At 64.9% G+C, this 13,805-nt stretch carries 14 protein-coding genes; 4 read left to right on the forward strand and 10 right to left on the reverse strand.

Going from position 1 to position 13,805, the window contains the following annotated elements; genetic code table 11:
- The first annotated feature begins 83 nt into the window (after positions 1-83).
- The gene (purE, locus tag AC1DW2_RS21380) at positions 84-572 is read left to right on the forward strand and encodes a 5-(carboxyamino)imidazole ribonucleotide mutase (protein ID WP_354120079.1); all 489 of its coding nucleotides are present in this window, start codon (positions 84-86) and stop codon (positions 570-572) included.
- Positions 569-1,675 (forward strand): 5-(carboxyamino)imidazole ribonucleotide synthase, encoded by a 1,107-nt coding sequence (locus AC1DW2_RS21385; protein WP_063981125.1) that lies wholly within the window; start codon positions 569-571, stop codon positions 1,673-1,675. Before purE ends, AC1DW2_RS21385 begins: the two co-directional genes overlap by 4 nt.
- A gap of 36 nt (positions 1,676-1,711) precedes the next feature.
- Here AC1DW2_RS21385 and aqpZ read toward each other — a convergent pair whose 3' ends face one another.
- Positions 1,712-2,434, reverse strand: coding sequence for an aquaporin Z (aqpZ, locus tag AC1DW2_RS21390; protein WP_063981124.1), 723 nt, complete (start codon positions 2,432-2,434; stop codon positions 1,712-1,714).
- Positions 2,435-2,698: 264 nt separating this feature from the next.
- On the opposite strand from aqpZ, the gene rpsU reads away from it, so the two are divergent.
- Both rpsU and AC1DW2_RS21400 read left to right on the forward strand, forming a co-directional pair.
- On the forward strand, positions 2,699-2,998 hold the full coding sequence (rpsU, locus tag AC1DW2_RS21395; RefSeq protein ID WP_063981123.1) for a 30S ribosomal protein S21: 300 nt from the start codon (positions 2,699-2,701) through the stop codon (positions 2,996-2,998).
- 144 nt (positions 2,999-3,142) lie between these two features.
- Entirely contained in the window at positions 3,143-3,796 is a 654-nt protein-coding gene (locus tag AC1DW2_RS21400) for a tetratricopeptide repeat protein (protein ID WP_166080021.1), read from the forward strand.
- A gap of 86 nt (positions 3,797-3,882) precedes the next feature.
- Here the strand turns inward: AC1DW2_RS21400 and AC1DW2_RS21405 are convergent, their stop codons facing one another.
- The 9 genes from AC1DW2_RS21405 to AC1DW2_RS21445 form a co-directional block, all read right to left on the reverse strand.
- Entirely contained in the window at positions 3,883-4,842 is a 960-nt protein-coding gene (locus tag AC1DW2_RS21405) for a hypothetical protein (RefSeq protein ID WP_063981121.1), read from the reverse strand.
- A gap of 93 nt (positions 4,843-4,935) precedes the next feature.
- Positions 4,936-5,220, reverse strand: coding sequence for a cupin domain-containing protein (locus AC1DW2_RS21410; RefSeq protein ID WP_063981120.1), 285 nt, complete (start codon positions 5,218-5,220; stop codon positions 4,936-4,938).
- A gap of 13 nt (positions 5,221-5,233) precedes the next feature.
- The gene (locus AC1DW2_RS21415) at positions 5,234-6,331 is read right to left on the reverse strand and encodes a calcium:cation antiporter (protein WP_063981119.1); all 1,098 of its coding nucleotides are present in this window, start codon (positions 6,329-6,331) and stop codon (positions 5,234-5,236) included.
- 60 nt (positions 6,332-6,391) lie between these two features.
- Positions 6,392-7,192, reverse strand: a complete 801-nt coding sequence (locus AC1DW2_RS21420) for an alpha/beta hydrolase (RefSeq protein ID WP_135216416.1) — start codon at positions 7,190-7,192, stop codon at positions 6,392-6,394.
- A gap of 212 nt (positions 7,193-7,404) precedes the next feature.
- Positions 7,405-8,802 (reverse strand): NAD(P)(+) transhydrogenase (Re/Si-specific) subunit beta, encoded by a 1,398-nt coding sequence (locus AC1DW2_RS21425; RefSeq protein ID WP_063981117.1) that lies wholly within the window; start codon positions 8,800-8,802, stop codon positions 7,405-7,407.
- Positions 8,803-8,841: 39 nt separating this feature from the next.
- Complete coding sequence (locus AC1DW2_RS21430; RefSeq protein WP_063981116.1) at positions 8,842-9,159, reverse strand: proton-translocating transhydrogenase family protein; 318 nt, start codon at positions 9,157-9,159, stop codon at positions 8,842-8,844.
- A 10-nt stretch (positions 9,160-9,169) separates the two neighbouring features.
- Positions 9,170-10,297, reverse strand: coding sequence for a Re/Si-specific NAD(P)(+) transhydrogenase subunit alpha (locus AC1DW2_RS21435; protein WP_063981115.1), 1,128 nt, complete (start codon positions 10,295-10,297; stop codon positions 9,170-9,172).
- 138 nt (positions 10,298-10,435) lie between these two features.
- Complete coding sequence (locus AC1DW2_RS21440) at positions 10,436-10,588, reverse strand: aa3-type cytochrome c oxidase subunit IV (RefSeq protein WP_008136857.1); 153 nt, start codon at positions 10,586-10,588, stop codon at positions 10,436-10,438.
- 140 nt (positions 10,589-10,728) lie between these two features.
- On the reverse strand, positions 10,729-13,716 hold the full coding sequence (locus tag AC1DW2_RS21445) for a cell division protein (RefSeq protein WP_477007142.1): 2,988 nt from the start codon (positions 13,714-13,716) through the stop codon (positions 10,729-10,731).
- Positions 13,717-13,805: the final 89 nt, after the last annotated feature.

Genomic DNA, 13,805 nt, shown 5'->3' on the forward strand with positions numbered 1-13,805 from the left:
TTCTCCTTGCCACCGCCTTGCGAGCCACCGGCCGGAACCGTTAATCTGGCCTATCTTTCTGTTTTCCGAGCACAATTGACGTCATGACCGCGCCGATCGCCATCATCATGGGAAGCCAGTCGGACTGGGAGACGATGCGGCATGCCGCCGACACGCTCGCAGCGCTCGGCGTTGCCGCCGATACCCGCATCGTTTCGGCACACCGCACCCCCGACCGGCTGTTTGCATTCGCCAAGGGCGCCAAGGCGGCGGGCTACAAGGTCATCATCGCCGGCGCGGGCGGCGCTGCGCATCTGCCCGGCATGGCGGCGGCGCTGACGGAACTGCCCGTGTTCGGCGTTCCCGTCGAGTCCAGGACGCTCAAGGGCATCGATTCGCTCTATTCGATCGTGCAGATGCCGGCGGGCATCCCGGTCGGCACCCTCGCCATCGGCAAGGCCGGCGCGATCAACGCGGCGCTGCTTGCGGCTTCAGTGCTCGCATTGTCCGACCCGGCCCTGGCCGACCGTCTCGCCGCCTGGCGCAAGGCACAGACCGAGGCGGTTGCGGAGCGCCCGGAGGACAAGGCGTGACTGACGCAAAGCAGGTGAAGCTGAAGCCCGGCGACACCATCGGAATCCTCGGCGGCGGACAATTGGGGCGGATGCTCGCCATGGCTGCGGCGCGGCTCGGCCTGCGCTGCCAGGTATTCTCGCCCGATCCGGACTCGCCCGCCTTCGACGTCGTGCTGAACGCGACCTGCGCCGAATATGCCGACGTCGAAGCGCTCGAGTTGTTCGCCAACGACGTCGACGTCATCACCTACGAATTCGAGAACGTGCCGTCTGCCGCCGCGATGGTGCTGGACGCGCGCCGCCCGGTGCTGCCCAACCGCAAGATCCTCGAGACCACCCAGGACCGGCTCGCCGAGAAGGATTTCGTGACGCGGCTCGGCATCGGCACCGCAGCCTATGCCGACGTCACCTCGGTCTCCTCGCTGCGCGAGGCGATCGTCCGGATCGGCCTCCCTGCGGTGCTGAAAACCCGCCGCTTCGGCTACGACGGCAAGGGCCAGGCCATCATCCGCGAGGGCGACGACATCGCCAAGGTGTGGACCAGCCTCGCCACCAAATCGGCGATCCTCGAAGCCTTCATCCCGTACGAGCGCGAAATCTCCGTGATTGCGGCGCGCTCGGCGACCGGCCAGGTCGAGTGCTTCGACGTCACCGAGAACGAGCACCGCGACCACATTCTGAAGATATCCCGCGCCCCCGCACAGATTCCGGATGCGCTCGCGGAAGAAGCGCGCAGCATCGCCGGCAAGATCGCCGGGGCGCTCGATTATGTCGGCGTGCTCGCGGTCGAGATGTTCGTGCTCGCCAACGGCACCGGGCCGAAGGTGCTGGTCAACGAGATCGCTCCGCGCGTGCACAATTCCGGACACTGGACGCTCGACGGCGCCTCAGTCTCGCAGTTCGAGCAGCACATCCGCGCCATTGCCGGCTGGCCGCTCGGCAAGGCCGTGCGCCACGGCGAAATCGTCACCATGACCAATCTGATCGGCGACGAGATCAACGATTACGAGAAGTGGCTGAGCGTGCCGGGCGTGACCGTGCACATCTACGGCAAGGGCGCGCCGCGCCCCGGCCGCAAGATGGGCCACGTCACCGAAGTCAGGCCGACGAAGGGCAAGTAGCGGGACCGCGGCGCATGCCGCGATCCCGCCTTTCGATCAGGCCGTCTTCACGCCCGCGACGACGCCAGAGGGCTCCTCGCTGAGCCAGCGATAGAGCACCCCGCCCAGCGCGCCGCCGATCAGCGGAGCGACCCAGAACAGCCAGAGCTGCGACAGCGCCCAGCCGCCGACGAACAGTGCGGGCCCGGTGCTGCGCGCCGGGTTCACCGACGTGTTGGTGACGGGGATGCTGACGAGATGGATCATCACCAGCGCGAGCCCGATCGCGAGCGGAGCGAAGCCCGCGGGCGCGCGGCCATGGGTGGCGCCCATGATGACGAACAGGAACATCATGGTCATCACCACCTCGGTGACGAAGCAGGCGATCAGGCTGTACTGGCCGGGCGAATGCGCGTCGTAGCCGTTCGACGCAAAACCCTTGCTGACGTCGAATCCGGGAGCACCGCTGGCGATTATGTAAAGCAGCTGGGCGGCGACGATCGCGCCGCAGACCTGTGCGATCACGTAAGGCAGGATCTGTCCCGCCGGGAAGCGTCCTCCGGCGGCAAGCCCGACGGTGACGGCCGGGTTGAGGTGGCAGCCCGAGATGTGCCCGATTGCATAGGCCATGGTGACGACGCTTAAGCCGAACGCCAGGGACACGCCGACCAGGCCGATTCCGACCTGCGGAAAGCCGGCGGCGATCACCGCGCTGCCGCAGCCTGCGAATGTGAGCCAGAATGTGCCGATCGCCTCGGCAGCGTATTTCTTCATATCCATGTGACGTCTCCCCTAATTCCAGGAATTTCCGGAGCAAAGCTCCGGGAACTGCCCCACCCTTGGCGCCGAATCACCCAAATCGGGGCCGTACGGAGGTATTTTCGCCTTATTTAATGGCTGAACTTGGCCCGAAAATCTGCTTGGCAGGTGGACATCGCGGGTTTTGTCTGATACATCCGCGCCCTCAAGGTTAAGGGCTTGTGCGTTTCGCCATCCCCTTTGACTTACCAGAATYCAAATCCGATCCACTGAAGAGGATGCCGCGTGCAGGTTCTCGTTCGCGATAACAATGTCGATCAAGCCCTCAAGGCGCTGAAGAAGAAGATGCAGCGTGAGGGAATTTTCCGCGAGATGAAGCTCCGCGGTCATTACGAGAAGCCCTCCGAGAAGAAGGCCCGTGAAAAGGCCGAGGCCGTGCGCCGCGCGCGCAAGCTGGCCCGCAAGAAGCTGCAGCGCGAAGGCCTGCTGCCGATGAAGCCGAAGCCGGTGTTCGGCGCCGGTCCCGGTGGTGATCGTGGCGGCCGTAGCAGCGGCCCGGGTGCGGGTCCGCGCGGACCGCGCTGATTCCGCCTGACTTGCAAGACTTCAGTTTTCCAAGACTTCAGTTTTCGATGACGCGGGCCCTTGGCCCGCGTTATTGTTTTGTGAGCGGTGCCTTCTCTGGGACGGGGGCACTACCGATGCGGCACCAGCGCGAGCGAACCGTAGATGGCCTCCCCTTTCCCCGAACGCCGCTTGGCGCGGCTACGCCAGATCTGGCGACAGCCGTTCGCGCTCGGCTTGATGGGGATCGTGCTGTGCGGCTGCTCCTTCGATCTCGGCTCCATGATGCCCGAGAAGGAGAAGCCGCAGGAGGCGCCCAAGGCGGCTGCGACGGCCGCCGACAGCGCGGTCAGCGCCGGCAATGTCAGCGAGGCCCAGGCTCACACCGCAAAAGGCCAGACCCTGGCAAAGGCGGGGGAGACGGCTGGCGCGCTGGACGAGTTCAACCGGGCCGTCGCGCTCGATCCCTATAACGCGCAGGCACTTTATGGTCGCGCCCTGATCTATCAGGGCAACAACGAGCATAATTTCGCCATCGCCGATTTCAGCGCCGCCAACGGGCTCAATCCGCAAAAGGTCGAGCCGTTGCTCGGCCGCGCCATCAGCTATCTCGCCCTCGGCAAGGTCAAGGAAGCGGCGGCCGATCTCGATGAGGCCTCTGAGGTCGATCCGCACAACGCGCAGGTGTGGACCACGCGCGGACAGGCCTATGAGCGGCTGGGTGACAAGGCCAAGGCGGCCACATCCTACAACAAGGCGGTCGCGCTACGTCCACGCGACGATACCGCCCGCAGCGGTCTCGCCCGCGTCGGCGGCTGACAGCGCGGCTAGAGCTGCTCGTTTTGACGCGTTTTCTTCACGCGAAGCGGTGTCCACGTCGCTCGAAGACGCTCTCAGCCACCGCCTTAATCGGGGGTGGCGCTCTTCGGCAGGACGGAGTGGAACATCGACTTCATGCCCGACAGCATCTCGTCGGCGACATTGGTCTTCTTCGGCCGCGGCATGGTCGCGCCGGCATCGGCACGCAGGTCGAGTGGCGGCGCGATCACCGGCACCGGAATGTCGGCCGGCGGCGTCATCCGGTTCGGATCGTCGTTGCCGATCGAGGCGGTGTAGGGCGGATTGACCGGCGACGCGCCGCCATTGCCATAGGCTTCGGACGAAGGCGTCGACACCGTGATCGGCGGCGGCAGCGGACGGAGCGCGGACGGCTCAGCAGGAATGACGCGCGGGGCTTCCGGGGTGCGGGAGGCTTCCCGAACCGCAGGCTCCGGCGATCTCTCGACCGACTTGGTTTCAGCCGGCCGGGCTTCGGAAGGCTTGCTCTCGGAAGACTTGGTTTCGGAAGATCTGGCCTCGGCGGCCTTGCCCTCAGGCGACTTGCGCAGGCGCTCGATCGCGGCGCGCGCGAGATCGTTGGCGTCGGGCGTCGCAGCCGGGGACGCCGGTGCCGAATTGGCCTCGACCACCGGGGTGGTGGCGGGAGCCGTGACAGCCGGAGCGGACTTGGCGGCCGCCTTCTCACGCGCCGGGTTGCGGCCGCGCGGGCCGGCCTCGGCGGGAGCAACGTCCGCGGCCTTGGTCTCGGCCGGGTGTTCGCCGGATTTGTCGGCCGGCTTCTCGGCCGCCGCCTTGTCGGTCACGCTCTTCTCGGAGACGCCTTTGGCCTTGACGCCGGGCGCCGGGAGGTTGGCCACATCGGAGGGCTTGCCGCTCTTGCCGGCATCGGCAGGCGCTACCACGGCCGCGGGGGCATCGGCCGCCGGCTTGGCGTTGATGTAGTGGTTAACGATGTACGCCCCGATGATCGTCGCGAGCACCGAGGGGAGAATATCCATCGAGATTTTAGCGAGGTATTTCAGCATTTCTCGGCCACTCCCCGCGCGATCAGATGCGGGAACTTTGGGGCATTGTAAGGGATCAACTGCGACGGATCGATGGCAAAGGGTTCGCCCGCCTTACGGCTTCAGCTCGATCTCAAGGAACACGATCTCGGTTGAGGTTTCGTTAAGTACGTCGTGTTGGACGCCGGCCTTGCGAAAGTAAGATTTTCCGGCCGCGAGCTGCGCCTTGGAACGCTCGCCGCCGGGCGCCACGATGGTCATCTCGCCGGCGACGACGGGAACAATGACATAGTCCATGCCGTGGGTGTGATGCCCGGTCGCGCTGCCCGGGTCGAGCCGCCACTCGGTCACCCGGACCTGCTCGTTGTCGATCTGAACCTCGGATTTGGCGGCAAGCATCGGGAATTTCCTTCTACGGCACGAAAACCATGAACACGTAGACGGCAAATACCACCATATGGACCAGCCCGAACAGGACATTGGTCCTGCCGGTGCCGAAGGTCAGCATGCTCAACAAGAATGTCAGGAACAGGAGTGCGGTGTTCGCCGGGTTCAGGCCCAGCACGAGCGGCTGGTCGAGCAGGTAGGTGGCGATCCCGACCGCCGGAATGGTCAGGCCGATGGTTGCGAGCGAGGACCCGAGCGCCAGGTTGATGCTCTTCTGGAGGTCGTTCTTGCGCGCCGCCGCAATCGCCGAGACACCCTCCGGCATCAGGATCAGGAGGGCGACGAGGAGGCCCGCGAACGCCGGCGGGGCGCCGATCTGAACGGCGACCGCGTCCACCACCAGCGAGAACTTCTTGGCGAGGAGGACGACCGCCAGCAGCGAGATCAGCAGCAGCACGATGCTGAGCACCAGCATTCTGCCCGACAAATGCGCCTCCCCGCCCTCGCCGTCCGCCCTCTCGTGGACGAAGTAGTCCTTGTGCAGGACGGTCTGGGTGTAGAGGAACACGCCGTAGAGCACGATCGTTGCGAGATCGACGAAGCCGAGCTGGAGCGTCGAATAGATCGGGCCCGGCGTCGTCAGCGTGTAGTTGGGCATGATCAGGGTGATGGTTGCCATCGCAATCAGCACGCTGAGATAGACGTTGGCGCCCGAGACCTGAAAGCCCTGCTCGCGATAGCGCATGCCGCCGATGAAGACGCAGAGGCCGACCAGGCCGTTGCAGACGATCATCACGACCGCGAACACGGTGTCGCGGGCGAGCTCCGGGGCCGGCTTGTCGCCCAGCATGATCGTGGTGATCAGTGCGACCTCGATGATGGTCACCGCCAGCGTCAGCAGCAGCGTGCCATAGGGCTCGCCGATGCGCTCGGCGATCACCTCGGAATGATGAACGGCCGCGAAGACGGTGCCGAACAGGATCACCAGGAGCACGATCGCGAACAGGGCTCCGCCCGCCGTCAGCGTAAAGCTGTAGCCGGTCGCGGTCACGATCAGGAACAGCAGCACCGCCAGAGCGGGGAAGATCCAGGACGACCGCGGCATCGGTCCGTGTGCGCTCATGCGGGCGATTCCTTCCAATGGGAGACCGATTATGCGCGAGAAGATCGCATCCGTCAGCCCTCAGGACCCATTGATGAAGTTTCGTGCGATCTCGATGGCGCCAAAGCTGCCGAGATCGTCGTGCCCGCCGCCGGGAATGCGGACGAACTGCTTCGGCTCGCGGGCCAGCGCAAACAATTTCTCGCCGAATGCGATCGGGATGGTCTGGTCCTGCGCGCCATGCATGATCAGGAGCGGAGCCGTGACGCGTGCGATGCGCTCATCCGAGTGGAAGGGGTCGCGGATCAGGAGGCGAACCGGAGCGAACCAGAAATGCGCGGCGGCGACGTCGGCGATCGACGAATAGGGCGCCTCGAGGATCAGCTTCCCGACCGGATGTTCGGAGGCGACGGCGACCGCAACGCCGGTCCCGAGCGAGAAGCCCCAGGCGACGAGGCGCCGGGCGTCATAGCGCGCCACCGCGAACGCGTACGCGGCCGCGCCATCGCGCAGCAGGCCATCTTCGCCCGGTGCGCCGCTGGAGCCCGAATAGCCGCGATAGGACAGCGCGACGAGACCGGTGCCGTCAGCCGTGATCGCCTTGAAGTGGCCGGCAAGGCCGGCCAGAGAATCGCCGTTGCCGTGGAAGAACAGCACCACGGCACGGCCAGGCTTTGGCGGCACGTGCCAGACGATGACCTTCTCGCCGTCAGACGTCGTCAGGACATGCTCTTCGGCGTCTGGAAGTCCCGCGGCGGCAGGCGCCGTGCGCTCGGCCGTCGGAATCGGAAACAGCATGGCGCGCTGTTTGGCAAACAACAGGACGAGACCGGCGAGGTAGCCGGCCGCGAGGATGGTGGCGGTCCATTTCAGGAATGTCATCGCGGCCCGCCATTCCGGAGTTCAGGATTTGCGGCGGCTCGTGAGCAGTTTGAGAACGTCCGGCCGGATGCTCAAGGGAATCTCGCGGCAGCCGCACGCCGCCGCATGGGCAACGTGCCACGCGACACGCTGCTCGCGCGTCGCCTTCGGTGGCATGCGATGGGACCGGTGCCACTCCTTGTTCAGGGCCACGGTCCGCTCGCCTTCCCGCCCTACATCGCCTTGACGATGTTCTCGGTGACCTTCTTGGCGTCGCCGAGCAGCATCATGGTGTTGTCGCGATAGAACAGCGGATTGTCGATACCGGCATAGCCCGAGGCGAGCGAGCGCTTGATGAACATGACGGTGCCGGCCTTCCAGACCTGGAGGACGGGCATGCCGTAGATCGGCGAGGTCTTGTCCTCTTCGGCCGCCGGGTTGGTGACGTCGTTGGCGCCAATCACGAAGGCGATGTCGGCCTGCGCGAATTCGGAGTTGATGTCCTCGAGCTCGAACACCTCGTCGTAGGGGACGTTGGCCTCGGCGAGCAGCACGTTCATGTGGCCGGGCATGCGGCCCGCGACCGGATGAATGGCGTACTTCACCTCGACGCCTTCCTTCTTCAGGATGTCGCCCATTTCGCGCAGCGCGTGCTGGGCCTGCGCCACCGCCATGCCGTAGCCGGGCACGATGATGACCTTCTGCGCATTCTTCATGATGAAGGCGGCGTCGTCGGCCGAGCCGAGCTTGGCGGGCTTCTGCTCGCCGCCGCCAGCGCCGGCCGCGGCGGTCTCGCCGCCAAAGCCACCGAGGATGACCGAGATGAAGGACCGGTTCATCGCGTGGCACATGATGTAGGACAGGATCGCACCCGACGAGCCGACCAGCGCGCCGGTGATGATCAGCGCGGAATTGCCCAGCGTGAAGCCGATGCCGGCCGCAGCCCAGCCGGAATAGGAGTTCAGCATCGAGATCACGACCGGCATGTCGGCGCCGCCGATCGGGATGATCATGAGCACGCCGAGCGCCAGCGCGATGATGACGATCAGCCAGAAGTCGAGCGCGCTGCCCGACATCACCAACCCGACGATGAAGACGACGAGCGCGATCGCGAGCGCGATGTTGATGACGTGGCGGAACGGCAGGATGATCGGCGCGCCGCTCATGCGCGCGGACAGCTTCAGGAACGCGATCACCGAGCCGGTGAAGGTCAGCGCGCCGATGGCGACGCCGAGCGACATCTCGACCAGGCTCTGCGGATGGATGTTGCCGGGCGTGCCGATGTCGAAGGCTTCCGGCGCGTAGAACGCGCCGGCGGCGACCAGCACCGCGGCCATGCCGACCAGCGAGTGGAAGGCGGCGACCAGTTCCGGCATCGAGGTCATCGGCACGCGGCGGGCGATCACCGCGCCGATGCCGCCGCCGATCGCGATACCGACGATGACGAGCACCCAGGCGAGGCCGTCTGCCGGCGGATGGTTGGCGAGCGTGGTGGCGACCGCGATCGCCATGCCGATCATGCCGAACAGATTGCCCTGGCGCGACGAAGCCGGGCTCGACAGCCCGCGCAGCGACAGGATGAACAGCACTCCCGCCACGAGATACAAAAATGCAGAGAGGTTGGCGCTCATCTCAGGTCCCCATTGATCCCTTCAGCCCGAGGTGGCCGCTTACTTCGACTTCTTCTTGTACATCGCCAGCATCCGCTGGGTGACAAGGAAGCCGCCGAAGATGTTGATGCAGGCGAAGATCAGAGCGACGAAGCCGAAGGCGCGTGCCCAGCCCGAGCCGCTCGAGACATTGGCGACGCCGCCGGCGAGGAGCGCGCCGACCACGATCACCGAGGAGATTGCGTTGGTCACGCTCATCAGCGGCGTGTGCAGCGCCGGCGTCACCGACCACACCACGAAATAACCGACGAAGACGGCAAGGACGAAAATCGACAGCCGGAAGACGAAGGGGTCGACGACCTGTGCAACATGCTCCATGGCGGCTCTCCTAAGCTTTCGGCTGGAAGTTCGGGTGAATCACGGCGCCGTCCTTGGTGAGCGCCGTCGCCTTCACGAGTTCGTCGTCCCAATTGACGGCAAGAGCCTTGCTGCCCTTGTCGACCAGGGTCTCGATGAAATTGAACAGGTTGCGCGCGTAGAGGCTGGAGGCGGACGCCGCGACGCGGCCGGCAACGTTGGTGTAGCCGACGATCTTGATGCCATCGACATCGGCGACCTCGCCCGGCCTCGCGCCTTCGACATTGCCGCCGCGCTCGACGGCGAGATCGACCAGCACCGAACCCGGCTTCATCGACTTGACCATGTCGGCCGAAACGAGCTTCGGCGCCGGCCGGCCCGGAATCAGCGCCGTCGTGATCACGATGTCCTGCTTCTTGATGTGTTCGGCGGTGAGCGCGGCCTGCTTGGCCTGGTATTCCTTGGACATTTCCTTGGCGTAGCCGCCGGCGGTCTGCGCGTTCTTGAACTCCTCGTCCTCGACGGCGAGGAATTTTGCGCCGAGCGATTCCACCTGCTCTTTCGTCGCGGGCCGCACGTCGGTCGCGGTGACGATGGCGCCGAGACGGCGCGCGGTCGCGATCGCCTGGAGGCCGGCAACGCCGACGCCCATCACGAACACCTTTGCGGCGGGCACGGTGCCGGCGGCAGTCATCATCATCGGGAAGGCGCGGCCGAAGGCCTCGGCCCCCTCGATCACGGCGCGGTAGCCGGCAAGGTTCGCCTGAGACGACAGCACGTCCATCACCTGCGCACGGGTGATGCGCGGCATCAGTTCCATCGCGAAGGCGGAGACGCCGGAATCGGCGATCGTCTTCAGCGCGGCCTCGTTGCCGTAGGGGTCCATGATGGCGATGACGAGCGCACCGCGCTTGTACTGCGCGAGCTCGGAGGCTTCGGGACGCTTCACCTTGATGATGATGTCGGCGTCCTTCAGCGCATCGGCGCTGACGGTGGCGCCCACGGCGGTGAATTCGGAATCCGGCAGGCCCGATTTGAGGCCGGCGCCCGGCTCGACGGCGATCTCGGCGCCCAACGCCTTGAACTTCTTCACCGTATCAGGCGAAGCGGCGACACGCGGCTCCGACGGATCGATTTCCTTGGCAACGGCGATCTTCATAGGCCCTCCGGCGACGCGGGACAGCGCGCGCGCAAACTTAAGCGTTACTCCCGCAGCGTTCGATACCGGTTTTGGGACCGGCTTGGATGCAAATTTTGTAGGCGGCAGCTGCTGCTGACGTGTGCAGCTGCCGATAGGTCAGGTCAGGAAGATCGCCATCAGGATCACGATGAGCGCGACCGAGGCCGTGCCGTACTTCACCAGCTTGATGAAGCCCTCATAGGTCTGCTCGTGGGCAACGTAGTCGTTGCCGTCGGCGGTGGTGTACGCCACTTCGCTATGGTCAGCCATGTATTGTCCCCAGTCGAAAGTCGAATTCTTGGGCTGGGATACCGCAAACCTTCGGGCAGGGCAACGGCACCGATGGCCGGTTTTCGGGCAAATCAGGTGATTTGGAATTCCGATTGTCGGGAATCCGGCTGTCGCGCTGCTCAGCCCTGATCGATCATCGTGGCGGTGACGCTCGCGGTTTGCCGCCGAGGTACCGGAAGACCGAGCGCCTCGCGGACCGCGTCGATCGCCGGCTCGCCCGCTTCAGTGAATCGGGCCATATGCGGATCGACGCCGGACCCGACCGCGACCGGATTGTCACCGGACAGGAAACCGTGCGCCATGTGGAAGCCCAGCGCGCGGTAGACCTCGAACTGCTCCTCCGAGAAGAACTGGTCACCCGTGGTCTCGTGCGGGAAGCGGTCGTTTCGCCGCGCGTAGTCCCGGATGTAGTCGTTCTCGTCGCCATTGAGCGACGATTTGACGTAAACGAGATAACCCTGCTCGTCGCCTCCGTAGTCGATGGTGCCGATCGCGACGTGGACGTGGTCTCGCGCAATGTCGTCGCGCTCGTCGGCCGCGCCGGGATCACCCGCCTTGTCGGCATTGCGCGCCATCAGCGCACGCGTGCGCTCGCGAATCGGCGTCCATGGCAGGTCGATGCGGACGCCGAGATCGATGCGGGCGTAACGCTGTAACGTCATCAGGGAACCGAAATTCATCGGCGCATCGGCTTCCGCATCGACCGCGATGATCACCTTGCAGCGGCGGCGCAACAGCTCGTAGACGCCGAGATTCTCGATATGACCGCCGTCCGTCAGATAGACGCTGTCGCTGTTCTCGTACAGGCGCCCCGAGATCTCCGACCAGAAATAGATCGGCGTGGAGCGGCGCTGCGGCCGGACACGCTCATCGACGTAACGCGGGTTCTTCAGCCAATAGCCGAGCCGGACGTTGAGGAGCGCAAGCGTGGGCGTCAGCGCCTTGATCGAGCTCGAACCCATGTTCGAGGAGGCCGCGGCTCCGGAAATCGCCATTGCGGTGGCGAGATCGAGACTTTGCTCGTCGTCCTGCACCAGATCGGTGGGCGCATAGCCCGTCGCCTCGCTGCCGACGTTCAGGGCGGAGAACACGAAGAAGTCCGCGTTGCGTCCGCGCCGGTTGGCAAAGTCGGAGCCCTGAATGTTCAGCGCCGTATTGATGAGCTGATAGGGCGCGTGCAGCTTCGGCGCAGCCGGCTGCCCTGGAATCCGGGCCGTCGCGGCCGGAGCGGCGTAGAGATCCGTCAGCTTCATGCGATCGAGCGCCTTGAAATCGCGCCCCTGGTCGAGACTGGCTTCGGCGGGCGCGACGCGCCCGTCGGCCGAACGCGTCGGATCGAACAGGAAGGCCTTGCTCAGGCGATCGCGATAGAGCCGATGCAACGAGTTCGCATTCGGCGTCAGGCAGAATGAGATAGCGAACAGCAGGACGCCGGCGAACGTGTAGAGGATCACCATGTGCAGGCTGTAGGAGTAGGCGAGCTCCGAAGCGTTGCCCTGGAACAGGCTGGGAAAACGCACCTGAACCACCTGCCCCGCTTTCTGAGCCAGGAACAGGAGCCAGGCGGGCGTGTGCCAGGTCGGCGTCAACTGCTCGGCATCTGCCACGACCTGCGGCGCGGCTTTCGGCGTGATTTCCGCCGACAAGGTCCCCTTGCTGACATCGAACTGAATCCTGCCTGCGAGGCTTCCGGACGGCGCGTTCGATTTGGCATTGACCAGGCACTCTCGCTGGGAGGTTGCGCCCATGACGGACGGGCACCTCTCGAACAGATCGTTGGCGATGCCCCAATAGGACAGATAGAGGTATGCAACCCAGATGACGAGCGGAAGCGCAAGGCCAGCGATCCATAGCGCGACCTTAGCGACGACCGCGAGCACAAGCGAACCCCATTGCGAGGATGCGCTGTTGCCCTTCAGCAATTCCACGAATTGCTGCCTGAACGCGGTGACGAAGACGCCGATTGGCGCAGCCACCGCCGCGAGCGACTTGATCCAGGTGATCGCAACCGCAGCAGCCGGTCCACCGATTGCGCTGCTCTCGGCGACATCGAACATCTGCTCCAGCATGAAGGGCTGAAACTCGAAGAAGGCGATCACCGCCAGCAGCACCAGGAAGGTCGCGCCCATGCTCGGCCAGTGCGAACGGAACTCCTGCCGCTTGCCGGGGCTCGCGAGCGACTGCTTGAGCGCCCATCCGAAGAACAGGACGCCGCCGATAATTGCGATCGACAGGCTCAGCGCAAAATGCTGGACCTTGAGAAACCGCGCGAAGTCGCACGCGACGCCCAGCAACAGCGCGATCCCGCCAATATAGGCGAACACGACACTGGGACCGCTGCCGCGGACCGAGCGGGAGGTGAAATAGGCGAGCCCGCTGCAAGCGAACATCACCAGCGCGACGACCAGGCCGAATGTGCTGAAACCGTAACGATCGATGTCGCTGAAATCATGCAGCTCGCACAACGACCTGTTGTTGAGACTGATGCCGAAGATGTTCGCATCCGTCAGGCAGCTCCGCAGCGGCGTCGACCAGATGGTGACGGCGGCAAGCAGCAGCACGATGGGTAACGTCAACCCGATATTGGCGACCAGTCCCCGCACGACGATCGCAACTCCGGTCAGAAGATCGCGGGCACCGGCAGGGATCAGATAGTTGGAATAGTTGCGCAGGTGTCCGACCGACGGCGTATCGCTGATCTCGGCGGACGTGACGGTTCCGCCGGCGGGTCTTTCGCCGAACACAAAGCGCCGTGCGGTTGTCATGGTGGCGCTGAGAGAGGTGCCGATATAGCCGCCGCCCGACACCGTGGAGAGATAGTCGATCCGGCCGATCAGATTGTGGTGGTTCAGTGCCTGGAGCACGCCGAGGCAAACGGCCGACGAGCGAATGCCACCGCCGGACAACGCAAGCCCTGTGACGTCGAGCAACTGGCAGGGTTGCAGGCCGTCGGCATCGAGGCGCCGTTCCGGTTCGCGTCGGGTGTTGATCGCCTCGATCTCATCGCAGACGATCTGATGGTGCTTCTCGCACCAGGGCGTTTCCTGATCGACGGCGGCAGCATTTCTCGCCATCGGAACCGGCGTGGCGGGCCCTTGATGGAGCATGGGTGCCTCCCCAGGGAGAAACCGATCAATCCACAATCAATAGTAGAAAATTATCTTTCGAGTATCTGTTGAGTTAGTCTTGCGGGCCG

The sequence above is a fragment of the Bradyrhizobium sp. P3_C3 genome, from assembly GCF_056402655.1.

Coding starts and splice junctions, on each gene's coding strand:
- purE (WP_354120079.1), top strand. CDS start 84: ATGACCGCGCCGATCGCCATCATCATGGGAAGCCAGTCGGACTGGGAG.
- aqpZ (WP_063981124.1), bottom strand. CDS start 2,434: ATGGATATGAAGAAATACGCTGCCGAGGCGATCGGCACATTCTGGCTC.
- AC1DW2_RS21400 (WP_166080021.1), top strand. CDS start 3,143: ATGGCCTCCCCTTTCCCCGAACGCCGCTTGGCGCGGCTACGCCAGATC.
- AC1DW2_RS21405 (WP_063981121.1), bottom strand. CDS start 4,842: ATGCTGAAATACCTCGCTAAAATCTCGATGGATATTCTCCCCTCGGTG.
- AC1DW2_RS21410 (WP_063981120.1), bottom strand. CDS start 5,220: ATGCTTGCCGCCAAATCCGAGGTTCAGATCGACAACGAGCAGGTCCGG.
- AC1DW2_RS21415 (WP_063981119.1), bottom strand. CDS start 6,331: ATGAGCGCACACGGACCGATGCCGCGGTCGTCCTGGATCTTCCCCGCT.
- AC1DW2_RS21420 (WP_135216416.1), bottom strand. CDS start 7,192: ATGACATTCCTGAAATGGACCGCCACCATCCTCGCGGCCGGCTACCTC.
- AC1DW2_RS21425 (WP_063981117.1), bottom strand. CDS start 8,802: ATGAGCGCCAACCTCTCTGCATTTTTGTATCTCGTGGCGGGAGTGCTG.
- AC1DW2_RS21430 (WP_063981116.1), bottom strand. CDS start 9,159: ATGGAGCATGTTGCACAGGTCGTCGACCCCTTCGTCTTCCGGCTGTCG.
- AC1DW2_RS21435 (WP_063981115.1), bottom strand. CDS start 10,297: ATGAAGATCGCCGTTGCCAAGGAAATCGATCCGTCGGAGCCGCGTGTC.
- AC1DW2_RS21440 (WP_008136857.1), bottom strand. CDS start 10,588: ATGGCTGACCATAGCGAAGTGGCGTACACCACCGCCGACGGCAACGAC.
- AC1DW2_RS21445 (WP_477007142.1), bottom strand. CDS start 13,716: ATGCTCCATCAAGGGCCCGCCACGCCGGTTCCGATGGCGAGAAATGCT.